The organism is Candidatus Nealsonbacteria bacterium (genome assembly GCA_026396195.1).
Classification (GTDB): domain Bacteria; phylum Patescibacteriota; class Minisyncoccia; order Minisyncoccales; family JAGGXC01; genus JAPLXH01.
In genome coordinates this window covers 79855-104380 of record JAPLXH010000005.1, presented here as the reverse complement: position 1 = coordinate 104380, position 24526 = coordinate 79855, and the positions used below count along the sequence as shown (strand labels likewise).

The window sequence follows — 24526 nt, the reverse complement described above, 5'->3', positions numbered from 1 at the left end:
TTTAGCCATATTTTTTTTAATATTTTTAATTTTTAAAAATTCGAGGTCTCCTTATTATTTTTTAATTTCGAGCTCCGGTGAGAAATCAAGGTTCTCGCGAAGCGAGGTTCTTATTAATATTTTTAACTTCTGAAATAATTTTACCGTCCGTTACTTTAATATACATATTTTTTCCGATTTTAACATCTTTTGTTTGTCTGACTATCTTTCCGTCGCAACTGGCGATGCTATATCCCAGACGAAGCTGGCGTTCCGGATTATTAAAGAAAACGACTTTTTCCGCTTGTTCTATTTTTTGATTTACTAATGCCAATAAAGATTTAAAACCCGACAAAGATTTATTTAGTGTTCCTTGTAATTTTTCTCCAGCGACATTTAAGGCATTTTTAAAATTATTGAATGAAATCTTTAATTTGTTTTCAATTTCTTTGTAATTACTTAAAATCATTTCATACCGGCCGACAATGTTCCTTTCGTATCGTTCTAAAAAAAGCAGGGCTTGGTCCCACGATTCGTTAAGCAGATTGGCAACGGCGGTGGGAGTGGACTCTGAAGCGTCCGCCGCCATAGTAAAAAGTGGCGTATCTTTGTCGTGGCCTATTCCGGCAATCACGGGAAAAGGCAAATCAACTATTTCCTTGACAAGTATTTCATTATTAAACGGTTGTAATGATTCTAAAGATCCTCCACCCCTTATGACTACTAAAACCTCTATATTTTTTTCTTTGAAAGTCCTGATGGCCGACAGAAGGTCTTTTATTGCTTCCTGCCCCTCTACCCGGGAATCAATCATCTGAATCTTGAATCCGTGTTTCCCTATATTGTTAAGAAAATCGTGTATCACCGCTCCCTGTTTTGAAGTAATTACTCCTATTCTTTCGGGAAACATTGGAATTTTCTTTTTCCTTGCCAAGTCGAAAATTCCCTCCTTTTCCAGCTTATTTTTTAATTCTTCGTAAGCTTTTTTTAACGCTCCCTCCCCTTTTAATTCAATCGTTTCAGCTTTAAAGCTGAGCCTTCCGCTCAAAGGATAAACATCGGGGTATCCGGACAGAATCACTTCTTTTCCCTTTTCAAGTTTCACTCCGCACATGGCATAATTATTTTTCCAGATTATGCAATCTAAAACGCCCTTGCCCGACTTGTCTTTTATCGAAAAATAAACATGACCGCTGGTTGAAACGGTCAGTTTCGTAACTTCTCCGGTTATTTTTGCAACGCCGATTTTTTTTAAGTTTATATTAAGAAATTCTATATATTCTGAGACTGAAAAAACCGGTTCTATTTTTTTTATATTTTGTTCCATAATGTTTAATTTTACTGCCTTTGGGCAAAATCGCAAATGTCTTTAAAGTCGCAAAATCCGCATTGGTGGCCCGGAGTAGGTTTGAAATTACTTTTCTTGATTTCTTCTATCTCTCTTTTTATTTTTTCTTTAAGATTTTCTGTTTCTTCTGCTGAGCCCAGAAAAGACGCCTTCTTTCCGTCGTTTAAGTAATCATAAATAAGCTCTTTTGGTTTTAATTTAAAAACCTCCTCAATCGCTATTTGATAAATTAATAACTGCTCTTTGTCTTCCGGCTTTAATTTTTCTTTGGAGCTTCCGGTTTTATAATCTATAATCGCGACTCCCCCTTCTCTTTCATCAATTCTGTCTATTACGCCAAATAACGTATTTTTTCCTATCTTTAAGTTAAATGGCATTTCTAAGGCAAAGGAATTGTTAATTTTTAAAACCTTGGGAGGATTTTTTATAAACTCCTGGTAAAAATCCTTAACTATTTTCTTTCCCAATTTATAATATCCCTCTTTTTGGCTTTTGGTCTCATACCATTCCCCTATCCAGTTTTTTTCAAAAATAAGGAGCAAATCTTCCAGTTGAAAAGCACTGTCCTTTTTTGCTGTTTTTGTTTTTTTATCCGGAAAACCGAATAAATCGCTTTGGTTATTTTTACTGCTCTCGCTTGCTGCTTTCAAAAAACTGTAAAAAGTATTGTGCATTGTTTTTCCGAAGGAAAAAACAGCCTTTCCTTTAATCGGAATCTTTAAAATAAAATTGAATTTATACTGCAAAGGGCATTTTTCAAAAGCAGCCAGTTGAGAAAATGAAAAATGTTCCGGAAGATATTCCGATTCTTTTTGGCTTTTGGTCTCCGGTTTTTTCACGGCCGGTTCGGGCAATCCGTTTTTCGATTTTAAATTTTTAGTTTCAAGACTGTCTTTATATCCCATTTCTATTAAAAATCGCGACAATCTCTTTTTCCTTGCTAATCCATAATCCTCGGCCGAGGTAAAATAAAGTTCTTTCTTGGCTCTGGTCATAGCCACATAGCAAATCCTTCTTTCTTCCTGCAAATGGACATCTCCTTTGGGTTTGATGTCTTTAATTAATTCTTCGGGAAGCTCTATCAAATCCTTTCTTTCAATGGTTGGAAATCTTTTATCCACCATATTAACTAAAAATACGTATTTGAATTCCAATCCTTTGGCTCCGTGAATGGTCATCACTTTAATCATGTCCGGACCCTGTTCAGGGTCGAATTCAAGTTTCCCCTCTTCTCCTGACTCTATTTCAAAAACTATTTCTTCCATAAAATTTTTCAAAGATGGCTCCATCGCGGATTCTTCAAAGCTTTTTATTCTTTTATAAAATTGGTTAAGCACGTCTATCTGTTCTTTATCATCTTTTGAGGCCAAATATTTCAAATAACCCGAATCTCCTAAAAAAGCCAGGAATATTTCCGAAACTATTTTTTCTCGGGAAAGAGCGGAATGTTTTTTTATCAAGCTAAGGATAAAAGGAATTTTTTCTTGGGCCCTTTCCGAAATCCCGGGAATTAAAGCCAGCTCTTCCATTGCCTCAAAAAGAGATTTTGTTTTGCGATGGCTGTATTGGATAATATTAATTATGTCTTGATAAGGTATTTCTAAAAATAACAAGTTTAAAATTCTGTAAACCGACGGACTTTCATGATAATTATCCAAAAGCTTAAAATAAGAAATAACGTCCAAAATAATGGGCTTTGAGTAAAGCCCTTTTGAAGCCAAAAATTGATATGGCAAACCGGCCCTTTCTAAGGCCTTTGTAAAAACGTTCGCCGTGTTGTTCGCCCTGACCAAAATGGCAATATCGTTGTAATTCACCTCTTTGTCTCTTTTTAAAATTTCCAGTATTTTCTTGATTGTTTTCCCAACTTCTTCGTCCAAATTTTTAGCGCTTATATGCTCGATTATCCCCCCTTGCCTCGCCGACTTGTCCGCCAAAGCTTTAGCGTCGGCGGAAGCCTTGGCAGAGGTGGGTTTATCCATCATTGAAATTAATTTTTTATTTATTTTATTAACATATTCAAGCCGGTCAGGGTCATTGGCTTTAATAAACCTGTAAGCCAAATCCAAAATGTTCTGGGCTGACCTGTAATTTTTAACCAAGGAAATCTGTTTTGCCTTGGGAAAATCCTTTTTAAACAGGATAATATTGGAAAAAGAAGCTCCTCTCCAACAATAGATGGCCTGGTCATCATCAGCGCAGACGGTGAGATTATTTTTGGGAAAAGCTAATACTTTTATCAATTCATATTGAGACCAATTAGTGTCCTGGAATTCATCCACCAAAATGTATTTGAACTTTTCCCTATATTTTTCCAAAATCAAAGGTCTTTTTTTAAATAATTTCAAGCAGTAATTTATAAGGTCTCCGAAATCCAAATAGCTGTTTTCCAAAAGCAATTTTTGGTAAGCATGAAAAGCGTTTGCCACTTCCTTTATTCTTTCTGTTTCCTGATTTTCCGGAGAGTCGTCCCTGGTTTTTAACCTTTCGCTATATTCAAGGTAATCTTCAGGATAAACTTCCTGGTCTTTGCAATGGGAAAAATGGGAAATCAGGGTCTGTATGAATTTAGTCGGATTGCCCAAAGGCTTATAATAATCAAGCTCGAATTTATCCAAATTCTGGCGCACCAAAAGCCAGCCTGCTGTCGGGTCCAAAACTTTAAAATCAGCCGGCAAGCCGATATCTAAAGCATGGTCTCTCAGAACTCTTTCGCAAAAAGAATGAAAGGTTGAAATCCATAAATCAACGTAGCCGTAAGGCAAAAGAGTATCAACTCTTTCCTCCATTTCTCCGGCCGCTTTTTCCGTAAAAGTAACGGCTAATATTTCTTCCGGCTTAGCCAGTTCCTTTTCTATCAGATAAGCAATTCTTTGGGTAATCACTGTTGTTTTTCCAGTTCCGGCTCCGGCCACGATTAAAAGCGGTCCCGCTTCGTGGACCACCGCCTCTTTTTGCTCCTCATTTAATTTTTTCAAATCCAGGGCCATTGTTTTTTTATGAATATTTTTTAATTTATTGTTTCTTTAACTTTCTTACGATTATTGAAAAAACTGCTCCAAGCGGCGGAAGAAGAATCGCCTGCATGCTTATCCAAGCTATATATTGCTTAAAGTCAATTTTCACAATAAAAATCATGTACGGGGTTAATACCACAGTCCAGTAGACAAAAGACGTTATGGCATCTTTTATAAACTGTTTTATAAATTCTTTTTTCATAATTTTATTGATTTAATTCTTCAATTTGTTTATTCATATTTTCCACTCTTTCCGCTTCCTGTTCTTGTACCTTTTGAGCTTCTTCTGTTGAACTTTTTTTAATTTCTTTTTGGGTTTTATAATCTTTAAAATAGCCGTAGCCAAAATAACCGCTAAAAATAATAATTATTAAAATAATAACTGTAATTAATAAAGAAAGTAACATAAAACCTTTTTCTTTCATATTATTTCAAAGTTATGATAATGGCGCCGATAACCATAAAAAGAGCGCCGATAACCGTTTTCCAACCAAGATGTTCGCCTAGAAAAAGAGCCGCAAAAATTATAACAAAAACCAAACTAAGACGATCTATAACCACTACTTTTGTCGCTAATCCGGTTTTCAAGGCAAAAAAATAAAAAAGCCAAGAAAGTGCACCGGCGATACCGGCAAAAACAATCAGCAGCCAATCCTTAGAATCAAATGATTTAAAGGAGAATCCCTGAAATTTTTTCAGAGAAAAACTGACTAAAATCAAAAAGACAGCCATAATAATCGACCTGATAGTAGTGGCTAAAGTAGAATCAATGCTCTTCAGCCCCATTTTTGCGAAAATCGCCACCAAAGCCGCCATTATTGCCGAAAGAAAAGCAAAAATTAACCAACTCATACTGTTTTTATTTTAAATAATCGGATTTTATTGAATTTTTGTCCAAGGTGTTTTTATAAAACGTTATCGTTATCTCTCCGGCCGCACCCGGTGCAACTTGATACTGCTGAAAATAAATTATTAATGAATTATAATTAAAATTAAAGTCTTTGTAATTTTCTTGGGTTGCCTTAGTGCCGTCTTGAATCATTTGTTTTAAAAAATCATCTATCATTACTTCATTGCCCTGAAGTTTAGAGGTAACCTCTTTGGCCGACAGCTCGGCTAATTTTTCAAAATATTGCTGTGATGAATTTAGAAAATCTAAAATAGTTATTTCCTTCTGCTTTGCCAGGTCGTAATTAAAAGCATGCACTTCGTTGGCGCCATGAGCACCGCCGACAAAGTAATACGAGTTTATAACAAAACTTAAATATTCATTATTAAGCTGGACCGGCTTCCAGGTGGCGATAAAATCAAACGGTCCTTCGGGGTTTTCAGGAACCGGATTATCCGGCATGGCTGTCGCCCTTCGCGCATCCCAATTCTCTTTTGCGCTTTTTTTGAAATTATCAATTTCCTCTGTAATTAAATCGGCAATTTTTTTGTTAAATTCATCTGAGGCATTTTTAAATTGGGGGTATTCAGCTTGTATATTATAAAAATTATCAGTTTGATGAATAGGAATTACAGATACTGATAAATAGTTATTATTAATTGGATTTTCTTCGGCAACGTTTTTCTTAACAAAAAAAATACAATTTTTTATACTTAAAACCGATATACCGGCCAGAATTAAAATTATGGCAATTATTATTAACAAAATATTTTTTTTCATAAATTTATTTATTATTTTATTTTTTTCTGCGCTTCCTTTCCGATTCTCTCACCATTTCTTCATCCATCCCAAAGTGATGGGCAATTTCATGCCAAACCGTGTTCATAACAATTTCCTTGATTTCTTCTTCGGACCTCGCATAGTTTTCAATCGCCTTTTTAAAAATACTTATTTTATCCGGCAAGGCCTGGCCGTAACCCCATCTTTTGTTTTGGGGTACGCCTTCATATAATCCAAAAAGAACTGAATCTCTTTTAAGTTTAATTTTTCTCAGCTGATAAACAGCAGGCTCATCTTCTATCACAACGTCAACGTTTTCCAATTTTTTCAAAATTTTTTCCGGAATGGCTCTAATCCCTTCGTTTACCAATTTTTCAAATTTTTCAAGCTCCATATTTAGCGATAAATTATTGCTGAAATAAATCCTAATGCTCCTAAAATTAAACCTATAAGCGCTCCTTTTGTTGGTAGCTGATGAAAAATTGTATAAGCAAGAATAGGTTCCATTATTAAGATAGATGTTATGGAGGTCACGCTGACAATCCATATATTCTTAAAATATTTAAAACCAAACATATATCCAGCAATCAAAAAAATTCCGGCAATTATAATCACAAATACCATTTTAAGAAAGAGACCAATAAAAGACGTGTTGGAATAATTTTTTGCCATAATCATTTCTGCGTAAATAGAAAAACTCTCTCCCAAGAATATCAAAACTACCATTAAAATTTTTGAAATTAAATCCATGATTTATTGATTTGATTCTTCAACTTAATCTATTTGCGCAAAAATCACCACATAATTCTTGCCGTATGCTTTGGCGCATTTCGGGCAGGTAGTGTATGAAAAATAAAGCTTTTTTAGATTCTTGCCTTTTTTTTCAACATATTCTTTCATTTCCTTCGCCCAGATACCTACATTTTGATATGGCCCCTCGAATACTTTAGTAAAAAATGTTCCTGAAAGCGTTGCCATTTCAGCCCCAGGAACATCCCCGGAAACGTCAATGTAAATATCCGCGCCCCAAACAGATTTTTCATCGGTTAACATTAACTGATAAGGCGACTTGGCATTTGCTTTTTCAATAAGCGCCATATTTTTGATTATTTTTTTCCCCATATCAAGAGGAATATGCAAAAAACTGGTAACATGGTCTTTCACAAAAATCTTATCTTTCCATGTGATTTCTTTATCCTGCCAAGGTTCAGGATTAAACGGCTCGCAACAGCCGGTTGGTTTTATTGTTTCTTGATTAGACATATTTTTTATTTTATTAAATTAAACCTATTATTATTTTTTCTTGGATTTTACAATCGGTTGAATAAAAAACAATAGAAATGCGAAAAACGCATAATATAGCGGGTCGCTTAATCCCAAGAAGCCGAGAAACCCCAGAAAACCCCAATACCAATTTATTTTTAGTTTCATGGTTTTTATAATTATTTATTTTAAGACCTTTTTTTATTTTGATAATTATATTAATTTATTCTACCTTGTCCGGCCAAAGCTCTCAAGGGCGTAGGAGGACCACTTCGACGGGCTCAGCGTAAACAAAAAATAAATAAAATAGAGGATTTTTAATATCCTCTATTTAAATTCTGGCAAACCAAAAAATAAAATAAAAAGTGACATAAAAAATATGTCACAGATTTAAGATTTTTTTCTTTGTTCTTCGTTTTTTCTTTTGAGTTCTTCTGTTTCTTCATATAATTCGGGATCTGTTCTCCGTGGTTTTCTTCCTATAGATTCATGCTTATATAAGCTTAATGTTGCCCAAAATTCTTTTTCTTCACATGGCGTCGCTTTTTTATTAAGAACCAAAAACCTTAATTCCTCTAAACGGTCGTTTCCTTTGATAGGCTTTAAAAGAACAGAACTTATCTCTTTTTCGGTGCCTTCTACTGGCATTTTCTAAAACCTCCTTTTTTATCTTAATATAATTATTAACTTTGTCAAAAAAATCGTTTAGGCAACAAAAAAAGTGGCTAGGATTTTCACTTAAAATTGTACTTTTTATGAAGTGAAATCTCCCAACCACCTTTTGTAACTTTATTCGGACTACCATTTACTTAAAAAAGATATCCGTTCCGTAAAACCCGGAATAACGGTTAATTCTGTAACTATTCAGTTACAATGCTACTATAGCATATTAACAAATAACAATCAAGGGATAATAATTATTCTATAAACGTCAAAGCCGTTCCTCTCTTATCTCCTCTTCCGGTACGGCCGATGCGGTGAACATAGTCAGTGTAAGTCGCAGGTATGTCATAGTTTATAACATGGCTGATATCTGCAATGTCCAGTCCGCGGGCTGCAACATCAGTTGCCACCAGCACCTGGACGACATTATTCTTGAATAAAACCAGAGCTCTTTGGCGCTGAGAGTTATTTTTGTTTCCGTGTATGGATTCCACCTTAAATCCGTTATCAGAAAGCGTTTTTGACAGCCCTTCCACTCCGCGCTTGGTTTTTCCGAAAATAAGCACCTTATTGAATTCTATTTTATTTAAAAGCTCGTTAAGAACATCCAATTTACTCCTTCCGCGCTCTATTCTAATAACATCCTGTTCAACATTTTTTGCGGTGTCCCTGGTTTTAACCGAAATCCTAATCGGATTCCTAAGAAATTCTTTAATAAGTTTTTCTATGCTACTGGAAAGAGTGGCTGCAAAGAAAAACACCTGGCGCTCTTTTGGCATTCCGCTCATTATGAAGCGGGTGTCATTTATAAATCCCATATCAAGCATCCGGTCTGCTTCGTCCAGCACTATATTATTAAACCTGGATAAATTAATCATTTTTCTCTCTATCAAATCCTTTAATCTTCCTGGTGTTCCGATGATTACGTTGTATTGGTAGTGGAGATTTGAAATCTGCCAGCCTATGCTCATTCCCCCTACGCAACAAACTGAAAACAGTCTCATTCCTTTGGTGAATAATTTGAATTCCTGGTCTATCTGTAAAGCAAGCTCTCTGGTCGGAGCAATAATCAAAACCTGCTCTTTTGGGTTGAGTATAATTTTATTAATTAAAGGTAAAAGAAAAGCAGCTGTTTTTCCCGTTCCGGTGTTGGCAACTCCAACAATATCAGAGCCGTTGATGGCGCAAGGAATAACCCTGTCCTGAATCGGCGTAGGCGTTTTATAGCCCCTGGCCGCAATAACCTGCTTTAACCTTTGGTCAATTTTAAAATCCTGAAATTCGTGTTCAGGTTTAAAAATATCAATTTCTTTGGCCATAACCGCTTTATTGATAAATTTGGCGGGATCTATTTTTTCTCCGCCAAAGCTCCTCTTTTGTCCCCTGTTTGAGGAATTAGAACGGCCTCCTCTTTTGAATTGAGAAGATTTGGACAAAAATTTTCTTGACCTATAATTTTTTAAACCTCTTGTGTACATATTTTTTTAAAGGGAATTACCCTTATAACATTCGATCATTGTAAATAAAAAAAGGCGACTAGATAGTCTCCGATTTTTTAAATAAAAACCATGAGATTCAGTTACGTTGATAGCATATACCAATCTTTATGCTCTGTCAAGCCTTTATTGATTCAAATCAAGAATTTCATCAATACGAATCTGCTGGACAAATTCCGGGATATGGCTCACTAAAACCAAAGCTCCCTCGTATTTGTTTAGCGCAGAAGCTATAACCGGCAAATGACGGAAATTAATATGATTGGTGGGCTCGTCCAAAATAAGAAGCCCAGGTTTTTGTATCACCAGCCTGGCAAAAGACACCAAACCCTTTTGTCCTTCTGATAAACTGCCTATTTTGGCATAAATTAAGTCGCCGGTTATCAAAAAGCCGGCGGCCAAGGCACGGAGGTTTTCTTCTGAAAATTTTTCAGCGACAGAACTGAGGGATTGATAAACCGTATCATCAAGATTAAGGGTGGAAAAATCTTGGCGGTAATATCCAACCTTAACTCCTGAGGCAATTTTAGCGCCCTTTGCTTTTCCTGAAGCTAAAGCTTCAAGCAATGTAGTTTTGCCGCTGCCGTTCTGTCCCGTGAGAAACAAGCGCTCTCCTTTTCTAAGAGAAATATTAGCCTTGCGCCGCACTGATTTATGATTTTTCATTACAGAGAAAGATGTAATACTCAAAATTTCTCCGCCAATCCCCTGCTGGGAAGGAATAATAAAAGACCTGATGGTCTTGTCCTCCTTTCTGACGTCAATTTTTGCTTCTTCCATTTCTTCGGCTCTTTGTCGCATTTTTTTTGCCACCAATCTCATCTTCCCTCCTTTGTGGGCAAAATAATTTGATTTATCTTTATTCTCCTGAATTTTTTTTGCCAACTGCGCGTTTTTCATGTTTTCCCTTTCCATCCTGGCGGAAATCTCAATCAATAAATCATAATAATCTCCGACATACTGCTCAATCTTGCGGGTAAATACATCCAGATATAAAACGCCGTGGGTAAACGCATTCAAAAACTTGGCGTCATGAGAAATGACTATGCATGTTTTATTATAATCAATAAGAAATTTAGTAAGATGAATTATGCCGTCTTTATCAAGATTATTGGTCGGCTCATCCAAAAGCAGTAAATCGGGATTTTGGATAATGGCCGATGCCAAAAGAAGCCTTGCCTGCTGGCCCCCTGAAAATGATTTAATGATTTTGTCTTTATCGGCAATAAGATTAACCATCCCAAGAACTTCGTCAATTTTTGGGTCAATGTCATATACTGTTTCGCTGAAACAATTCTGAAAAAATTCGCGCACTGTTAAATCAAGCAAGTCCCGGGAAATTACCTGTTTTGCAATAGCAACGGTAACTCCTGCCACAATACTGACAGCTCCCAAATCCGGTTTAAGGTTTCCGGTAATAAGCTGAAAAATAGTGCTTTTGCCGGCGCCATTTTGTCCCATCAGGGTTATCTTTGATCCTTGCCTTAAAGAAAAATCAACCTCATCTAATATGGGTTTGTTGTGTCCGTATGAGAAAAACACCTTGTTAAATCTTAATATCGTTTCTCCTTGATTCATAATGGTTCTATATTAATACAAATTACCTAATTAAAAAAGGCTGAGGCGGCACCTCAACCAAGTCCGAACTATCCTTTTTCCAACAATTATCTTAAGTTTGAATTAGAGGTGAATGTTTAACAACCAAAAACCGCTTTTTCTAATTCCTCTAAGTCGTGGATTATAAAATCTGGGTTAACGGATTTCAATTTATCCTCATTGTTATACCCCCACGTAACAGCTGCAGTTTTTATCCCCGCCTTCTTGCCGACGTCAACTTCATGAGTCGTATCGCCAACAAATACAGTTTCTTGAGGATTAAAACCATTTCTTTTAATTGTCTCTTGTATTCCATCGTTTTTATCGTGTATTTCGCTATTAATTTCGGTGAATAATCCTTGCAGATTGAATTCTTCAATGTCATATAAAATAGTTTCTCTAAGGTTTGAACTTAATATAATCATATTGATACCGGCTTTCTTGAATTTTACCAACGTATCTTTAATTTTAGGATATGCCCTTGGGGGATACTTAGCAGATAAATCTTTATATAAAGATTTATAAATAGCGACCTCTTCTTCTCTGGATATACCAGAAATACCATATTTACGATAGAAAAGCATATAGGGTTGCTCCCATTCTTTTCTGAATTCTTCCAAAGATATTTCTTTGACCCCGAATTTTTTGAATATCGCCAAAACTACTCTATAGACGGTGTGTAAATCGTCGTTTATTACTCCGGACCAATCAAAAATAATATTCTTAATCATAATGTCTTATACTACCACTTCGAAAGGCTAAACGTAAGTCCTGAGCCGGTCAAGGGACTTGATTAAATTCAAATAAAAAAGAGGTGTCTTAATAATACCTCTTATAATAAAACGATTATTACTATTTTATGGGAGTCATTAAACCAAGGACTATGGGAATTGAAACTATGAAACTAACGGGCCAAAGAATACCGCATAAAAGATAAGCCCATAAACCATCTTTGGGAAATATTAATTTCTGACCAAGTAATATACCAAACAAAAACCCAATAAAGTATATTATTATTACCCTGAAAATAGTCGACTCTCCTATCATTTTTCTTTATCCTCCATTTTCTTTAATGTTAATTTTCTAACTTTTAATTTATATCAAAATCAATAATTAATCAAACCATTGCCTATGCCGTCGACATTAAAAACCGCTTATGTCGTTTTTCTGTTTCGCTAAGAGAAATCTTTTTTAATTTTCTTGCCATTGCTTTAGACGCCTTTCTTAACTGTTCGTCTACATCAAAGGCCTTCTTGTTTATACAAAACGCCATATCATTTATTGCTACAAGTTTTAAACCGGCTAAAGAACGCAACCTGGATAAAGCCACATAACCCATTCCTTCGACAAAACATTTGGAAAGGTCTATTTCTGCGGCATCTAAATTCATGCCTTGGCTTTTATGCACTGTTATGGCCCATGCCAATCGCAACGGCAGCTGATTTATTCTGGCTATTCTTTTCCCATCTTCGTCAACCGTCCAACTGGCTAACTTTGCAATAATTTTTTGGCCATGAATGGTTTCAATAATCGGCAAACCGTCAATATCAAAATCAATCACACTGCCCTGTGTTCCGTTTACATATCCGACTTCAAAATTATTTTTCAAAAACATCACCCGCGCTCCTTTTTTCAACACTAAGCGTTCCGGCGCCAAACAACTTTTCTTTAAGGCGTTTACAACCTCTTGCTTGCCCGTGGCGGTCATATGGTAAACAAACTCTTTGCCTGCAATCTTTTCTAACTCAACGCTATTTACCGCGTCAACGTCGATATTGTGAGTATATAGTTTTGTGGGTGTTTCCAAAAGGTCTTCCTGTTGCGGCCTACCCATTAATATTTTTTTTGATTCCTCCATATTATTGCTTCTGATATGGTTCAACAAATCAAATAAATCTTTGTCTTTGTGCCTGTGCTGTTCCTCGAGATAACAAGTTTTCATATCCATGTTTTTCCAAGCTCGCGACTCAACCACAAACTTTGCCATGCTATTTTTATTTATTGGCGGAAGTTGAAAAAGGTCACCCGAACAAACAACTTGCATTCCCCCAAACGTCTGAAAACTGGATTTAAACTGTTGGCAGGCGCGGTTCACCGCATCAAACTTGGCGGCAGTAAGCATTGATATTTCATCAATAATTAATATTTTAGTATTCTTATAATGCTTTCTTAAATAGGACTTTTTCATTAACTTCTTGATATCATTTTTGGTAAGGTTTTCTTTTATCCCAAGCCCGGACCACGAATGCAAAGTTGTCCCATTCATGTGGGTCGCAGCAATTCCGGTGCTGGCCGTAACTGCCACTGATTTATTATTCTCTCTCAAATAATCGATGTATTTGTTTAATAAAAAAGTTTTCCCGCTTCCAGGCGGGCCGGTCAGAAACACATTGTATCCCATTTTCATCGCGTTTAACGCTTCTTCTTGTGTCATAATTAAATTAAATACAATTCTTGATTATATCCGCCAATGCCGACAAATTCCGCCTTGCCCTTTAAAATCTTTTCATATGGCTGGCACGAAAAACAACCCGGCATCCCCTTGGGACATTCAAATCGGCCAATCTCTCTGGCTTCTTTAATTTTTTTTGCGATAGACAAAACTTTTCCCCGGGCGCTTTCTGCTTTTGGTAAGGCAACAATTGAAGGGGCATCTGCCCGGTCCAAGTACCAATAATAGGCTCCCGTAATTTTTCGGTTTTGCAAAGCATTTAAAAGTAAAACATAAATCGGCAGCTGAAGTGAGTCCTGCCCCTCTTCGTTCTTTCCGGTTTTAAAATCAATAACCCGCACGCTGTCATCTTCCTCTATATATTCCAACCAATCAATCTTCCCGCATAAAATTATATTATCTTCCTCTGATAAAAAGAAATTCGGCGGCATATTGTTTTTCCCGCCCTTTAGCTTTATTGTTTTCTTTAACAAAGGTCCCGGATTTTTAACAACCCTTTCTATCATTTGTCTTGCTCGTTCTTTTGCTTCGGCCTCCTCTATCGCTGTTTTAAACCCGCCGATTTTGCCTGAAACTTTTTTCCAATTTTCCTCAAATGCATCCGTCAAAGATTCCTTAAACCTGTCTTCTGCCTTATACCTTGCCAAGCCCTCCAAAGTTTCGTGCACCGCAGAGCCCAAAGAAAAAACCGAACTTACCAAATTTATCTTTCTGTTATTTTTGCTTTTATACATATTATGCAAATAATATGCTCTGGGACATTTTAAAAAGTCTCCGATAGACGAGTGCGACACCCAGACAGCCCCATATTTATCTTTAATAATTTTTTGTTCCATGATTAGGTTTGTTTTAATATTCTTTTTTTGTAATTCTACCAAAAAATCGCCTTTTAGGCGATTTTTTTTGCTGATGTAAAAATTCTTAAATACGATTTACGTTTGTCGCATTGGGTCCTTTCGGAGAATCAGCTTTCTCAAAAGACACTTTGTCACCTACCTTTAACTCTTCGTAGGTTACTCCTTTGACTTCGTTCTTGTGAAAAAACAAGTCTTTCTCTTCTCCTTCAACAGTAATGAACCCGAATCCTTTACCCTCAACAATGGTTTTAATTGTTCCTTCCATGTTTTTAAATTCAAATTAATTTAATAATGTTTTAAGGTTTACCCCGTTAAATAGTTGCGAAGCAAATTTAACAGGGTGAATCCTAAAGTTTAGTTTCCCAACAAACCCGACTAATTTTATAAGGCAACTATCTTATACTTATTATAATATCATATAAATAGCTTCTTGTCAACCATTTATAAAAACTATTTATTATTATTCTAAAGATTTTATAATTCTTTCTTTTTCTTGTTCAATCAATTTACCGTCATATTCTCCGCTGTGAGCCGATGTGCCCTGATATGAAGATTTTTTCTGGTCCAAATGCAAATTAAAAGAAATATTATCTTTTTCTTGTTTTATATAAAGATGAAACCTTGGATACCCGTTTCCGCTAAGAACCCTTACGCAGTTAAACTCCTCCCCTTCAACCCCTCTGGGCGCATATCCCAATCTTCTTGTCAGAGATAATATGTTCTCGTTTTTTTTAACACTAAATCTCATATTTTATATATTTGATGTTCGGTCTATAAAAAATTTTAATATCCAATAGCCCACCAAATACAATAATCCGCCTATAATTAGCCACTTTAAAATCGCTCTTCCTATTTCAGTCAGAAACAAAAATCCTGCGACAATTATTATTAAAATTATATAAACCCACATTTTTAATTTTTATTTTCGTAGTATTTAAAGAGCGCCTGAATGCCGGCCAAATTCTGTTCCCACTCAATAGTCTCGTGGGTCTTAAGCTCCACGCTAATCGCCGGAATACCGATGGAAGCGAGCCAGTCACTGGCGTCGCCCGTAACCTCGTATTGGTCAAACGTTTCGTAAGCCGGATATCCCGAAACTTTTGAATAAGTATTCATTATGTCGCGTGTTTCCTGAAGAATATCAGCTTCGCAATATGATGCATACACTCCGTTGGACTTGCTGTGCCAAAAAATAACAGCTGTCGGATTATTTTCTAAAACAAATTTCCTGATAGCCATGCTTTCCGGTTCTGAAAACGGCCTGCTTCCGCAACTAACCTCTTTTGTTCCCCACAAACCCTTTGGCTTCCATTTGCAGTCAAAATTACGGTTGAGGTCAACCGCATGAGCATTGAGTCTTCCGGCTCCGTTGGATCCGGCCGGAACATCAGCAACAGTAAAACGGCCTTCCTTGCCTATTATTTTAAATACTCCGTCGGGATTCAGCGACGGAATAACCGTTATGCTCAAATTTTCAGGGATAAATTCCAAGTTTGCTTTAAGATAATCCATAAATTCATATGCAAGAATCACGCTGTTCCACTCATAGCCCCCGTGTATGCCGCCGACAAAAATAAGTTGTGTTTTCCCTTTTCCAAATTTATAAGACTCAATCTCACGGCCCTCAACAGACAAGCCCAGCACTTTGCGTTCCGGGCTCTCAACTTTCAATTCAAGAGGCGTCGTGATGATGGAAACTGATTCCGGAACATTATTTTTTTGCAAGGCAAAAAACGCAAATAAACCCGCGCCAAGCGCGACAACACAAAAAACAGCTATTATGAACTTCTTAGAAAAAAGAGATTTCATTATTTAGCGTAATGCTCTAAGGTCGCTTTTATACCGGCCAAATTTTTGGACCATTCAATGCCTTCGTGCGTAGACAGAAGCACGCTTATTGCCGGAATTTTATTTTTGGCAAACCAGTTTATCATATCTCCGGACAATTCATAGAAAGTAAAATCTTCGTAGGCCGGATAACCGGAAGCTTCTGCGTAAATATTAGCAATCGCTTGCGTTTCAGGCAGAATTTCATCGTTATTACAGTTTGATGAAAACACTCCCCCTGCAGCGCTATCCCATGAAATAACCGCTATTGGTTTATGTTTTTGAACATAATCCCTAATAGCCGCGCTTTCGGGTTCTGAAAACGGCTTACTTCCTCCACTCACATTAGTGCTCTGCCAAACGCCAATTGCCTTCCATTCGCAGTCAAAGTTTCTATTTATATCCACTTTGTTAGCATTAAAACGGCCTGATACCTTTACCTCTTGCGAAACTGAAACATCGGACTGGCTAAAACGGCCTGCAGCACCAACAACCTTTTTCAAACCATCAGGATTGAGCACAGGAATAACCGTTACCTTAATATTGCCGGGTATTAAAGTCGGATTTGCTTTCAAATAATCCATTATTTGGTAAGTAAGAAGTACCGTGTTCCATGAGTATCCGCCGTGTATGCCTCCGACAAAAAGAATTTCCTTTTCTCCGCTTCCGTAATGATAAGCTTTAATATCAAGCCCTTGAACTGATTTTCCAGTGATCGTTTCGGTTTTATTTTCCTGTTCTTGCGTTGATGTTTCCTGAACCGGCTTTGCCTCTTGTTTCTCAACTGTGCCGGTTGGCACAACCTGATTTTGATTCAAAGCTGCATTTTTACGCGGAAGGTATACTAAAAAATATAAAGCAATGCCAATGATGGCTATGACCACTAATACGATGAAGATTTTTTTCATAGTTTTTATTAATTATTAATAATAATTAATTTATCATAACATAAAATCGATTATTTATGTATAAAGATAATTTTTTACTAAAAAAGCTCGCAAAGAGAAAAGTGTTGACAAGCCAATAAATTATTATAAAATAATATAAGGAGGTAAAGAAAATTTTTCCTATTTTTTTAATCAAGGAAAAAATTCCTTTACCCCCCTTTCCTCCCCTTTGCACATTTAAATATGTACTCAATAATACTATAACTTGAGCAGAAAATAATACTGCTCATTTCTTTTTTACAACCGAATCAAGAAGACCTTGAGGTTGGTGATTTATATTATACAATTAAAGTTTTTTATCTTCTAATCGCCTCATTAATCTTAACTCTGGTCTTGGGACCAACCAGTCCTGCTCCGGGCGAAACTTGAGAAGTGATGATTTGATTTTTAATTTGAAAATTAATTACAGCTTGACGGGTAACAGGACCGAAGTAACCAGTTGTGGAAATATTTACGCCTTGAGATTTAAGAAAAATTTGAAGGTATTTTACGTCTTGGTTGGTTAAACCTTGATAAAGAGGTTTTTCAAATCTGAAGTTCAAGGGTATTTCAGTAATGGCAATGCTTGTTGTTCCTGAACCTTTCATTTGGGCTAATAAGGCTTGGAGTTTAGCAATCAAGGCTATGAGTTCCGCAATCTTGGCTTTAATTTCGGCGTTGGTCATATTAGCGGGAACTGTTGAAGTTGATGAAATGGGTTGGGATGAAGAAGTATATCCTGAATCGCCGCCGCCGCCACCGCCACCTCCGCCGCCTCCACCTCCGCCGCAGCTGCCGCAATCCTGAAAACAGGTTGAACAAGTTTCGCTGCCATTGCATGAACTATCGCCACAATAAGGCGCTGGTGTTTGAACAGTAAGGTTCAACGTTTTTTCATCAGAACAGCAATTGCTTTGAGTGCCAGGAGAAGATTTACATTTGGTAGTGTAATTACCACCTGTTTGGCCCAAACAATTGAAAATAACATTATTACCTAACCAGTTAGAGTAAGTACATTGAGTGGTGCCTACATAAGCATTGATACAGTCATAACCTAGAGCATTAGCTGAACAGGTAATAGTGAAGGATTGGTTTTGTTGAAGAGAAGAAGGATTGATAGTTGGTGTTCCCAAACCACAAACAGTACAAGGTTGAGAAGAATCATTAACCGTAATAGTAATACATTCCGAATCGGTCAGGCTGCCATCAGATACTTGGAAACACACATTAGGATAGCTTCCTGATTGAGTGTATGTGGGTGTCCAAGAAAAAACGTGAGTGGCTTGATTGAAGGTTGCTCCGATGGGAAGATTGGAAGCTGAATATGTCAGAGTGTCTCCGTTAGGATCTGAAGCTGTAATCGTGAATTGAAGAAGTGAACCTTCATTCACTGATTTGTTACCTATGGAGCCTAGAACTGGCGGTTGGTTAGAAAATGAAGTATTGAAAATTTCTTTTGCTATATTATAGACTTGAACAAATTTAGAAATATTTTCTATATCGCTTTGAAACTGCCAGTTGCCTGTAACCGGAGCACCGTTAACAGTAAGCTGAATATTCCTAAGATATAAACCGACGCCAAAACATGACACTGATTGTTTGTCGTAAAGTCTAATAGTTATTGTTGCTTGATTTCCGGAAAGATAAGGCTTAATGTCTCTGGTAATGGTATCTATGTTGGTGCCGTCTTGAGCGATATCAGTATCCCAGAGAACCTGATTATTAACAACTAACTGCTTAAAGTGATAGCCGGTAGTATTACTGATGCTTTTATCGTCTTTAGCTTCGAAAGAAATGCTTGCGCTATTTATATTTGAAGGAAGAGTAATATTCTGGGTTATTTCTTGATACCAACCCACATAAGTTCCTAAACAACTGGGACTATTTAGTTTGTACTGAAATGATGAATTGTCATTTTGGGGCTGTTGAAATATCGTGGCTTGGTGAAAATAGTCAAGGTCGTAAACCCAAAGAGGAAGATTGTAGAGTGCTATTCCATCTGAGTTTTGCGTTGCCGTGTTTATCATGCTAATTGTAAAATTTTTTTCGTAAGGAATCTCTGCTTCTTTCATTGGGTATATACCGGTAATAAACAATGATGGCGATATCTTGGTATTGGCTTGATTCAGGTATCCCTGCAGTTCTTGCAAACTCGGTGAACCCGTATAAGATTGCCAATACCACATAAATGTGTTTTCTATTATTTTTTTCCATTCCGGCTGGTCAAAAAAAGACAGTTCGCTATGAAAGTAAAAAGTTGGAATTAACTTAAGATTCGGATTAACTCTCTTACCTGCCTGGACAATCTTTTTAACATAGGCCAAATTGAATTGTGTAGAAAGAGGATGCATATCATCTACTGTCCAAGCTTCCAGATTCGGATATTGCATAGAAAGCGCAGCAAAATGTTCTGCCCAAGCCTCATAATCGCCTCCGTAAAGATAACATTGAGTTCCATAATAATCATCGCAGTTATGTGGAAGCATAGCCCATACTTTTATTCCGCTTCCCTGGGTTTGACTCAAAAAATTTATAAATCTATTATAACTTGTTTGACTGGCTAGCTTTTGAAAAACGAGAGTATTTGCTCCTAAATCATTTATTGCTTGCACTGTTTTTTGTGCGTTTACATTTCCATCTCTTGCGTTTTCATTAAAGGTATCTGTCCACATTACTTTTGGCATTTCTTGCCATTCCTGTTTCTGCACAATTTTAATAACAACTGTTCTAACAATCGGTTCGCCGAATGGCGGACTAAAAGTTAGTTGCACATTGTAATTCCCAGGCGTTGAATAATTCATGGTTGCGGTTAAACCATTCCAGGAAATATGCGTGGGGTCGTTACTGATCGCGGTTATTCCGCCCGGATTTTGTATATACAACGAATAATCCCATTCAAAAGGTTGCCCGGCAAATCCTCCGGCGTTTAATGAGCCTGTAATATCGTGAGCAAAGTCAACATTCAATGTTCTTGTTTCGGTTGAGCCCTGTTCTCCATTTTTATTAATAGCTTTTGCAGAATAGGAATAAGTACCCTCTATAATATTTGTTATTTTGTCATAGAAATTCCATTGGTTAGTAGAAAGTTTACTTAAAACGCCTTGATGAAGTAATTTAATCTCTGTCCCGGAAAGAACTCGATTATAAATACGAACTTCATCTATTGAACCGTTAAAATAATAGGTTCCGCTGGGACTTTCAGCGCCGATTACTAATGGACTATTATTAATTGCTATAGGACCGGCAGGATTAGGAGTTGCGCTTCCCGCTTCCTCGCCATTAATGTAGTACTTAATTATGCTGCCATCGTAGGTAACTGCAACATGAGCCCATTCTCCCTGGTTGAAACCGCTGGATGACCATGCCGGTTGTTGAGCAACGCCGCCAAAATTCGCAGCCAGTTCTATATTACCTCCTGACATAATTCTCAAAGCATAGGCAGTGGTTCTCGATTTACCTAATATTCTGGCGTATCCGGACAAGTTTTCGTATTTAACCCAAGCTTCGATCGTAATCGCATTGGTAATGTTAAAACTTGCGCTGGTCCCACAGCTCACGAAATCATTAACGCCGTCGAAATATAATCCATTCACATGTTTTCCTGTTGTAATGCTCGGGCACTGCTGGCCTGAACAAGTTCCGTTATTGTTATAAGAAGAAACATCTGCGAAAAAAGAAGAATTTTCTCCTATAGCAGAATTATTATCGAAATTCATTACAAGAATTAAAGAATTATCATAAACATAATAATCTTGCGAGTTCCAGCTAAATTTAAAAGAATTAAGACTTGTTTCAGCTAATGAAGCATTAATTTCTGTCCAATTAACTGCTATGGTCGTTCCATCAGGATTGGTAGGTGGAACAAAATTTATAGAAGGAGCCGCAATTGCTACATTGCTTAATCCTATTAAAAATATAATTACTAACAGAATTAAAAAATTATTTTTTTTTATATATTTATTTAAAATCAATATACTTCCCTGCTTCTTCCAAGAAATCTTTTATTAATTTTTTAGCGCAATTTAAGCAATAATATCTTTTGGCAAGATACCTTCCAAAAACATAATCTTCTACTGCTCTTATTCCTCCTTTTTCAATTACTTTTTTACAACCGAAGCAGGAAGACCTTGCGCTTGGCGCTTTTTCAAAATCTCTTATCATATATTTATTTTTTGCTTATTTCTTTACTTTATACATTCCGGCGTGACCGGGAATTATCCAGTCAGCTATTTTTAATATTTTTTCTCTGCTTTTCTTTAGTTCTTCTTTATTGCTAGCATAAACATCATCTTCGGGTAAATTTTCTTTCCAGAAAACATCGCCGCAAATAGCAATTATTCCTTTTTCTGTCTTAACTAAAAGAGTTATGCTGTCGTAATTATGACCGGGAGTTTTAATAATTTTAATATCCTTAGTAAATTGTTCTTTCCATTCTTTGCATATATTTTTATCCCATAAACCCCAATATTCTAAAGTTTTAGCTTCGGGAAACATTCCTATATTTCTATAGTGGTCAATATGCGAATGAGTAATGCAAACAATATTAACATCATTAATATTTAATCCTTCTTTATTAAGTTTATCAATTAATACTTTTTGGCTTTCTAATACTCCGGGATCAACAACCATAACAATGTCTCCGTTTCTAACCAATGTAGTTGTCGCGCATGTTTTTTCTTCTCCACCTGAAGCCGCTGAGTCAGCTGTTGTATAACCTTCAATTAAAACTTTTACTTCTGTCATGTTTTTATATTTTATAATTTTATATTCTTTTATTCTATCAAAAAATCACCCCTTTGGCGATTAAATAAAAAAAGTGTCTTTTCAAGACACTTCTGTTCTTACTATGGAGCCCCCTTCATAGTAAACTATTAATCTCTTTTCGGTTAATTTTAAAGGATAGAAATAGCCATACCAATCAAAACTATTTACATCTCTTTCTGCATATCTGTAAACATTAATAGAATCTATGCTTTCGTTGTTGACGAAAATCAGAGTCATGACCTGAAATCCTTTTGATTCTCCGTCCCATGGATCTAGGGATACTTTATGCAGTTCAATTTCTGCAACCTTCCCCTCTATTTTTCCGGTTTTTACCGTTAAGGGAAATGGACCATCTGGGTGTTTTAAGGCATAATCCTTTTGACTATCTGATGCTCCGAAAATAGTTATACAGCCCTCTAGCCATAATAGAGCTAAACATATGACTGTAATTATTATTGCTGCGTTTCTGTTAAATTTTATTTTTTTATCCATTTTTCTTTCTCTCCATATTAAATTTTCAATGTTTAAATTATAGTAAATAATTCATTATTTGTCAAATAAAAAAGAGGCTTTATAATTTTAGCCTCGTTTGAAAATTCTATCAAAAGCTGAGATAGCCTCCGGCATTCTTTGGTCAAACCTTTCTACGACATATTGTAAGATATTTTTCGCTTGCTCTTGGTTCCTACTGCCGAATATGCTCATTATTGAAGCAAGATATTCTTCCCCTGCCAAACTTACTGTTTCCGTGAATACGTCGGAGAAAATTTCTTCTTCTAAGATTTTCTCTAAAAGACGAGAAGATACCGCGTCTTTTATGGAATTTTCTCCCTTTTTGTAACAAAGAGCTATCTCCTTCTTGTTGCCGGGGCGATCTTCTGAGGTAAATATTCTGGGTATTTTTATTGTTTCTTGGTATTTCCCAGCAATTTTTATATCTATATCTATTTCATCTATCACTTCAAACCCTCCGAATAAAATACTATTTTAAAAAAGACGTTTTGTCAAACCAAAAAGCTCTGTCTTTTGAGAGTAAGAGCTTCTGGTTGCCGCGAAACAGAACATTAGTCCTATTCTGCTGCATTTTTATTATACTGCGTCCGTCCGAAGCTCGCAAGCGAAGGAGGACTGCGTCCGTCCGAAGCTCTCAAGTTGAGTCGAAACGAAATCCCGACCAAGTCGGGGTTGAGTCCCGATTTGTCAGGACGAAATCCCGATTTATCGGGAAGCAGGAGGACCAAAAAAACCGCCGTTCAGGCGATTTTTTGATGGAAGTTTGAAAAATAAAAAAGCGAGTATTTTACCCACGCTTTTTGAAGATATTGCGAACTGGCACCGATATTATTAATAACATCATCGAAAATCCGATTATAACAAAAATAATATCCGTCTTATTTATTATTGTATAAGCTATCAAGAATATAAAATAACTTACACCAAATAATAATAAAACAGCCGAGCTGAATTTAAACAAATCTTTAATCATTTTTCTCAATCACTCCTTTTAAAATTGTATGGAACTAAAATCTATATTAATAATATTAATCTCCTTGTCAAGCCAAAAAACCCTGCCTCCCGGCAGGCAGGCGCTCAAGTTGGCGATTTTTAAAATATTAGCTTCTTATTCATAGATTGGATGAATAAAATAAAAGTCCCCGCTTAAACAGGGACTTTTTCGCTCTTAAATTTATTCTTTTTTAATCTACATTCTCTCTTCTCGTTTTTTTAGTAATCAAGTTGAATAATATTTTACCCAAGCGGTAAAAAAATGCAACAACTGTTCCTACGATAATAATATATGTTGCAATCTGAATAGCTCTGAAAAATATCTCAATTGAACCACCGATTAAGTCTTTCAATATATCTAAGGTATTTTCCAAAGCGTTTCTTAATCGGTCCTTGAATTGATCTAAAACGTTTTCTGGCCAAATAGTAGGAGATTTTTTCTCCTTAAGATTAATATTGAGGGTGGCATATTCTCCCTGCCTTTCTTTAGAAGAAACCATGCGTTGATATGTCTTTTCTCTTTCTTTTAACGATAATTCTTTGTCAGTTAATTGCATTAATAAATCTATTTTATCCTTTCCTATGTTCATTCCATTTATCTCATATCTTATTTTTTCGTAGTCAGATAAGCTCTGGTTCAAAATTTGAAGCTCATCCAATTCTCTGCCAATCGAAATTCGGTAGTCATTTATATTGTAAGATTCTACATCAAATCCTTTTTTTAATTTTTCAACTAAATCAGTAAAGCTTTCCAAGGGAACTCTTAAAGTCAAATTAAGCTGGACATATAAATTAGTGATTGATTTATTGCTTCTTTCTGCATATCCTTGGTAACTTTTTGCCATGGATTCTATTTTGTTAAAATCTTCCTCTGCGTTTTTAGATTTTATTGTCATCAACCCCTCTTTAACCTCTATTTCGTATCCGGAAGCAGATTCCATTGAAGAAGGGGTATTTTTTGCGGTCCCCAAATAATCAGCATATCCGGTTTCTTCTACTGCTATTCTGCTTTTTGACCTAGAACTACCCAAAGAAACAAGCATTATAGAAGCCAGAAAACCAATTACAATTATTCCCGCAACTACCAAAGTAACTAATTTATGATTTTTTATCCAATCTTTTAATGTTATTAATGTCATTGAAATAATAAAATTAATTTTTTA

General features: G+C 36.1%; 25 protein-coding genes. All 25 read right to left on the bottom strand.

Going from position 1 to position 24526, the window contains the following annotated elements; translation table 11 throughout:
- Positions 1–85: 85 nt before the first annotated feature.
- Positions 86–1306, bottom strand: coding sequence for an exodeoxyribonuclease VII large subunit (xseA, locus tag NTU58_01650; protein MCX6764391.1), 1221 nt, complete (start codon positions 1304–1306; stop codon positions 86–88).
- Between the two features lie 11 nt (positions 1307–1317).
- Positions 1318–4305 carry a UvrD-helicase domain-containing protein gene (locus NTU58_01645; protein MCX6764390.1) on the bottom strand — a complete coding sequence of 996 codons (2988 nt, stop codon included), beginning with the start codon at positions 4303–4305 and terminating at the stop codon, positions 1318–1320.
- 37 nt (positions 4306–4342) lie between these two features.
- Entirely contained in the window at positions 4343–4546 is a 204-nt protein-coding gene (locus NTU58_01640) for a hypothetical protein (GenBank protein ID MCX6764389.1), read from the bottom strand.
- Positions 4547–4550: 4 nt separating this feature from the next.
- Entirely contained in the window at positions 4551–4769 is a 219-nt protein-coding gene (locus tag NTU58_01635; GenBank protein ID MCX6764388.1) for a hypothetical protein, read from the bottom strand.
- Between the two features lies 1 nt (position 4770).
- The gene (locus NTU58_01630) at positions 4771–5196 is read right to left on the bottom strand and encodes an EamA family transporter (GenBank protein ID MCX6764387.1); all 426 of its coding nucleotides are present in this window, start codon (positions 5194–5196) and stop codon (positions 4771–4773) included.
- A 7-nt stretch (positions 5197–5203) separates the two neighbouring features.
- Positions 5204–6013, bottom strand: coding sequence for a DUF3298 and DUF4163 domain-containing protein (locus NTU58_01625; protein ID MCX6764386.1), 810 nt, complete (start codon positions 6011–6013; stop codon positions 5204–5206).
- A gap of 16 nt (positions 6014–6029) precedes the next feature.
- Complete coding sequence (locus tag NTU58_01620; protein ID MCX6764385.1) at positions 6030–6407, bottom strand: metallopeptidase family protein; 378 nt, start codon at positions 6405–6407, stop codon at positions 6030–6032.
- Between the two features lie 2 nt (positions 6408–6409).
- Positions 6410–6763, bottom strand: a complete 354-nt coding sequence (locus tag NTU58_01615) for a hypothetical protein (GenBank protein MCX6764384.1) — start codon at positions 6761–6763, stop codon at positions 6410–6412.
- 24 nt (positions 6764–6787) lie between these two features.
- Positions 6788–7276: a hypothetical protein gene (locus NTU58_01610; GenBank protein ID MCX6764383.1), complete on the bottom strand. Its 489-nt coding sequence runs from the start codon at positions 7274–7276 to the stop codon at positions 6788–6790.
- 390 nt (positions 7277–7666) lie between these two features.
- Positions 7667–7924 (bottom strand): hypothetical protein, encoded by a 258-nt coding sequence (locus NTU58_01605; GenBank protein MCX6764382.1) that lies wholly within the window; start codon positions 7922–7924, stop codon positions 7667–7669.
- 269 nt (positions 7925–8193) lie between these two features.
- Positions 8194–9417 (bottom strand): DEAD/DEAH box helicase, encoded by a 1224-nt coding sequence (locus tag NTU58_01600; protein MCX6764381.1) that lies wholly within the window; start codon positions 9415–9417, stop codon positions 8194–8196.
- Positions 9418–9561: 144 nt separating this feature from the next.
- The gene (locus tag NTU58_01595) at positions 9562–11013 is read right to left on the bottom strand and encodes an ABC-F family ATP-binding cassette domain-containing protein (GenBank protein MCX6764380.1); all 1452 of its coding nucleotides are present in this window, start codon (positions 11011–11013) and stop codon (positions 9562–9564) included.
- A 116-nt stretch (positions 11014–11129) separates the two neighbouring features.
- Positions 11130–11762, bottom strand: coding sequence for an HAD family hydrolase (locus NTU58_01590; protein MCX6764379.1), 633 nt, complete (start codon positions 11760–11762; stop codon positions 11130–11132).
- Positions 11763–12160: 398 nt separating this feature from the next.
- The gene (locus tag NTU58_01585; GenBank protein MCX6764378.1) at positions 12161–13465 is read right to left on the bottom strand and encodes a PIF1 family DEAD/DEAH box helicase; all 1305 of its coding nucleotides are present in this window, start codon (positions 13463–13465) and stop codon (positions 12161–12163) included.
- Between the two features lie 2 nt (positions 13466–13467).
- Positions 13468–14319, bottom strand: a complete 852-nt coding sequence (locus tag NTU58_01580) for a PD-(D/E)XK nuclease family protein (protein MCX6764377.1) — start codon at positions 14317–14319, stop codon at positions 13468–13470.
- An 85-nt stretch (positions 14320–14404) separates the two neighbouring features.
- Positions 14405–14605, bottom strand: a complete 201-nt coding sequence (locus tag NTU58_01575) for a cold shock domain-containing protein (GenBank protein MCX6764376.1) — start codon at positions 14603–14605, stop codon at positions 14405–14407.
- A gap of 195 nt (positions 14606–14800) precedes the next feature.
- Entirely contained in the window at positions 14801–15088 is a 288-nt protein-coding gene (locus NTU58_01570) for a hypothetical protein (protein MCX6764375.1), read from the bottom strand.
- Between the two features lie 164 nt (positions 15089–15252).
- Positions 15253–16149, bottom strand: a complete 897-nt coding sequence (locus tag NTU58_01565) for a M14 family metallopeptidase (protein ID MCX6764374.1) — start codon at positions 16147–16149, stop codon at positions 15253–15255.
- Complete coding sequence (locus tag NTU58_01560; protein ID MCX6764373.1) at positions 16149–17075, bottom strand: M14 family metallopeptidase; 927 nt, start codon at positions 17073–17075, stop codon at positions 16149–16151. Before NTU58_01560 ends, NTU58_01565 begins: the two co-directional genes overlap by 1 nt.
- Before the next feature lie 335 nt (positions 17076–17410).
- Complete coding sequence (locus tag NTU58_01555; protein ID MCX6764372.1) at positions 17411–21064, bottom strand: putative Ig domain-containing protein; 3654 nt, start codon at positions 21062–21064, stop codon at positions 17411–17413.
- Positions 21051–21254 carry a hypothetical protein gene (locus tag NTU58_01550; GenBank protein MCX6764371.1) on the bottom strand — a complete coding sequence of 68 codons (204 nt, stop codon included), beginning with the start codon at positions 21252–21254 and terminating at the stop codon, positions 21051–21053. Before NTU58_01550 ends, NTU58_01555 begins: the two co-directional genes overlap by 14 nt.
- A 15-nt stretch (positions 21255–21269) precedes the next feature.
- Positions 21270–21836, bottom strand: a complete 567-nt coding sequence (locus tag NTU58_01545; protein MCX6764370.1) for an MBL fold metallo-hydrolase — start codon at positions 21834–21836, stop codon at positions 21270–21272.
- 81 nt (positions 21837–21917) lie between these two features.
- On the bottom strand, positions 21918–22349 hold the full coding sequence (locus NTU58_01540) for a hypothetical protein (GenBank protein ID MCX6764369.1): 432 nt from the start codon (positions 22347–22349) through the stop codon (positions 21918–21920).
- An 87-nt stretch (positions 22350–22436) separates the two neighbouring features.
- Positions 22437–22817: a hypothetical protein gene (locus NTU58_01535; protein ID MCX6764368.1), complete on the bottom strand. Its 381-nt coding sequence runs from the start codon at positions 22815–22817 to the stop codon at positions 22437–22439.
- A gap of 737 nt (positions 22818–23554) precedes the next feature.
- Positions 23555–24502, bottom strand: coding sequence for a DUF4349 domain-containing protein (locus NTU58_01530; protein MCX6764367.1), 948 nt, complete (start codon positions 24500–24502; stop codon positions 23555–23557).
- Positions 24503–24526: the final 24 nt, after the last annotated feature.

What these genes read in the sequence shown, in the direction of transcription:
- xseA (MCX6764391.1), bottom strand. Translation starts at nt 1,306, where the DNA reads ATGGAACAAAATATAAAAAAAATAGAACCGGTTTTTTCAGTCTCAGAA.
- NTU58_01640 (MCX6764389.1), bottom strand. Translation starts at nt 4,546, where the DNA reads ATGAAAAAAGAATTTATAAAACAGTTTATAAAAGATGCCATAACGTCT.
- NTU58_01635 (MCX6764388.1), bottom strand. Translation starts at nt 4,769, where the DNA reads ATGAAAGAAAAAGGTTTTATGTTACTTTCTTTATTAATTACAGTTATT.
- NTU58_01630 (MCX6764387.1), bottom strand. Translation starts at nt 5,196, where the DNA reads ATGAGTTGGTTAATTTTTGCTTTTCTTTCGGCAATAATGGCGGCTTTG.
- NTU58_01625 (MCX6764386.1), bottom strand. Translation starts at nt 6,013, where the DNA reads ATGAAAAAAAATATTTTGTTAATAATAATTGCCATAATTTTAATTCTG.
- NTU58_01620 (MCX6764385.1), bottom strand. Translation starts at nt 6,407, where the DNA reads ATGGAGCTTGAAAAATTTGAAAAATTGGTAAACGAAGGGATTAGAGCC.
- NTU58_01615 (MCX6764384.1), bottom strand. Translation starts at nt 6,763, where the DNA reads ATGGATTTAATTTCAAAAATTTTAATGGTAGTTTTGATATTCTTGGGA.
- NTU58_01610 (MCX6764383.1), bottom strand. Translation starts at nt 7,276, where the DNA reads ATGTCTAATCAAGAAACAATAAAACCAACCGGCTGTTGCGAGCCGTTT.
- NTU58_01605 (MCX6764382.1), bottom strand. Translation starts at nt 7,924, where the DNA reads ATGCCAGTAGAAGGCACCGAAAAAGAGATAAGTTCTGTTCTTTTAAAG.
- NTU58_01600 (MCX6764381.1), bottom strand. Translation starts at nt 9,417, where the DNA reads ATGTACACAAGAGGTTTAAAAAATTATAGGTCAAGAAAATTTTTGTCC.
- NTU58_01595 (MCX6764380.1), bottom strand. Translation starts at nt 11,013, where the DNA reads ATGAATCAAGGAGAAACGATATTAAGATTTAACAAGGTGTTTTTCTCA.
- NTU58_01590 (MCX6764379.1), bottom strand. Translation starts at nt 11,762, where the DNA reads ATGATTAAGAATATTATTTTTGATTGGTCCGGAGTAATAAACGACGAT.
- NTU58_01585 (MCX6764378.1), bottom strand. Translation starts at nt 13,465, where the DNA reads ATGACACAAGAAGAAGCGTTAAACGCGATGAAAATGGGATACAATGTG.
- NTU58_01580 (MCX6764377.1), bottom strand. Translation starts at nt 14,319, where the DNA reads ATGGAACAAAAAATTATTAAAGATAAATATGGGGCTGTCTGGGTGTCG.
- NTU58_01575 (MCX6764376.1), bottom strand. Translation starts at nt 14,605, where the DNA reads ATGGAAGGAACAATTAAAACCATTGTTGAGGGTAAAGGATTCGGGTTC.
- NTU58_01570 (MCX6764375.1), bottom strand. Translation starts at nt 15,088, where the DNA reads ATGAGATTTAGTGTTAAAAAAAACGAGAACATATTATCTCTGACAAGA.
- NTU58_01565 (MCX6764374.1), bottom strand. Translation starts at nt 16,149, where the DNA reads ATGAAATCTCTTTTTTCTAAGAAGTTCATAATAGCTGTTTTTTGTGTT.
- NTU58_01560 (MCX6764373.1), bottom strand. Translation starts at nt 17,075, where the DNA reads ATGAAAAAAATCTTCATCGTATTAGTGGTCATAGCCATCATTGGCATT.
- NTU58_01550 (MCX6764371.1), bottom strand. Translation starts at nt 21,254, where the DNA reads ATGATAAGAGATTTTGAAAAAGCGCCAAGCGCAAGGTCTTCCTGCTTC.
- NTU58_01545 (MCX6764370.1), bottom strand. Translation starts at nt 21,836, where the DNA reads ATGACAGAAGTAAAAGTTTTAATTGAAGGTTATACAACAGCTGACTCA.
- NTU58_01540 (MCX6764369.1), bottom strand. Translation starts at nt 22,349, where the DNA reads ATGGATAAAAAAATAAAATTTAACAGAAACGCAGCAATAATAATTACA.
- NTU58_01530 (MCX6764367.1), bottom strand. Translation starts at nt 24,502, where the DNA reads ATGACATTAATAACATTAAAAGATTGGATAAAAAATCATAAATTAGTT.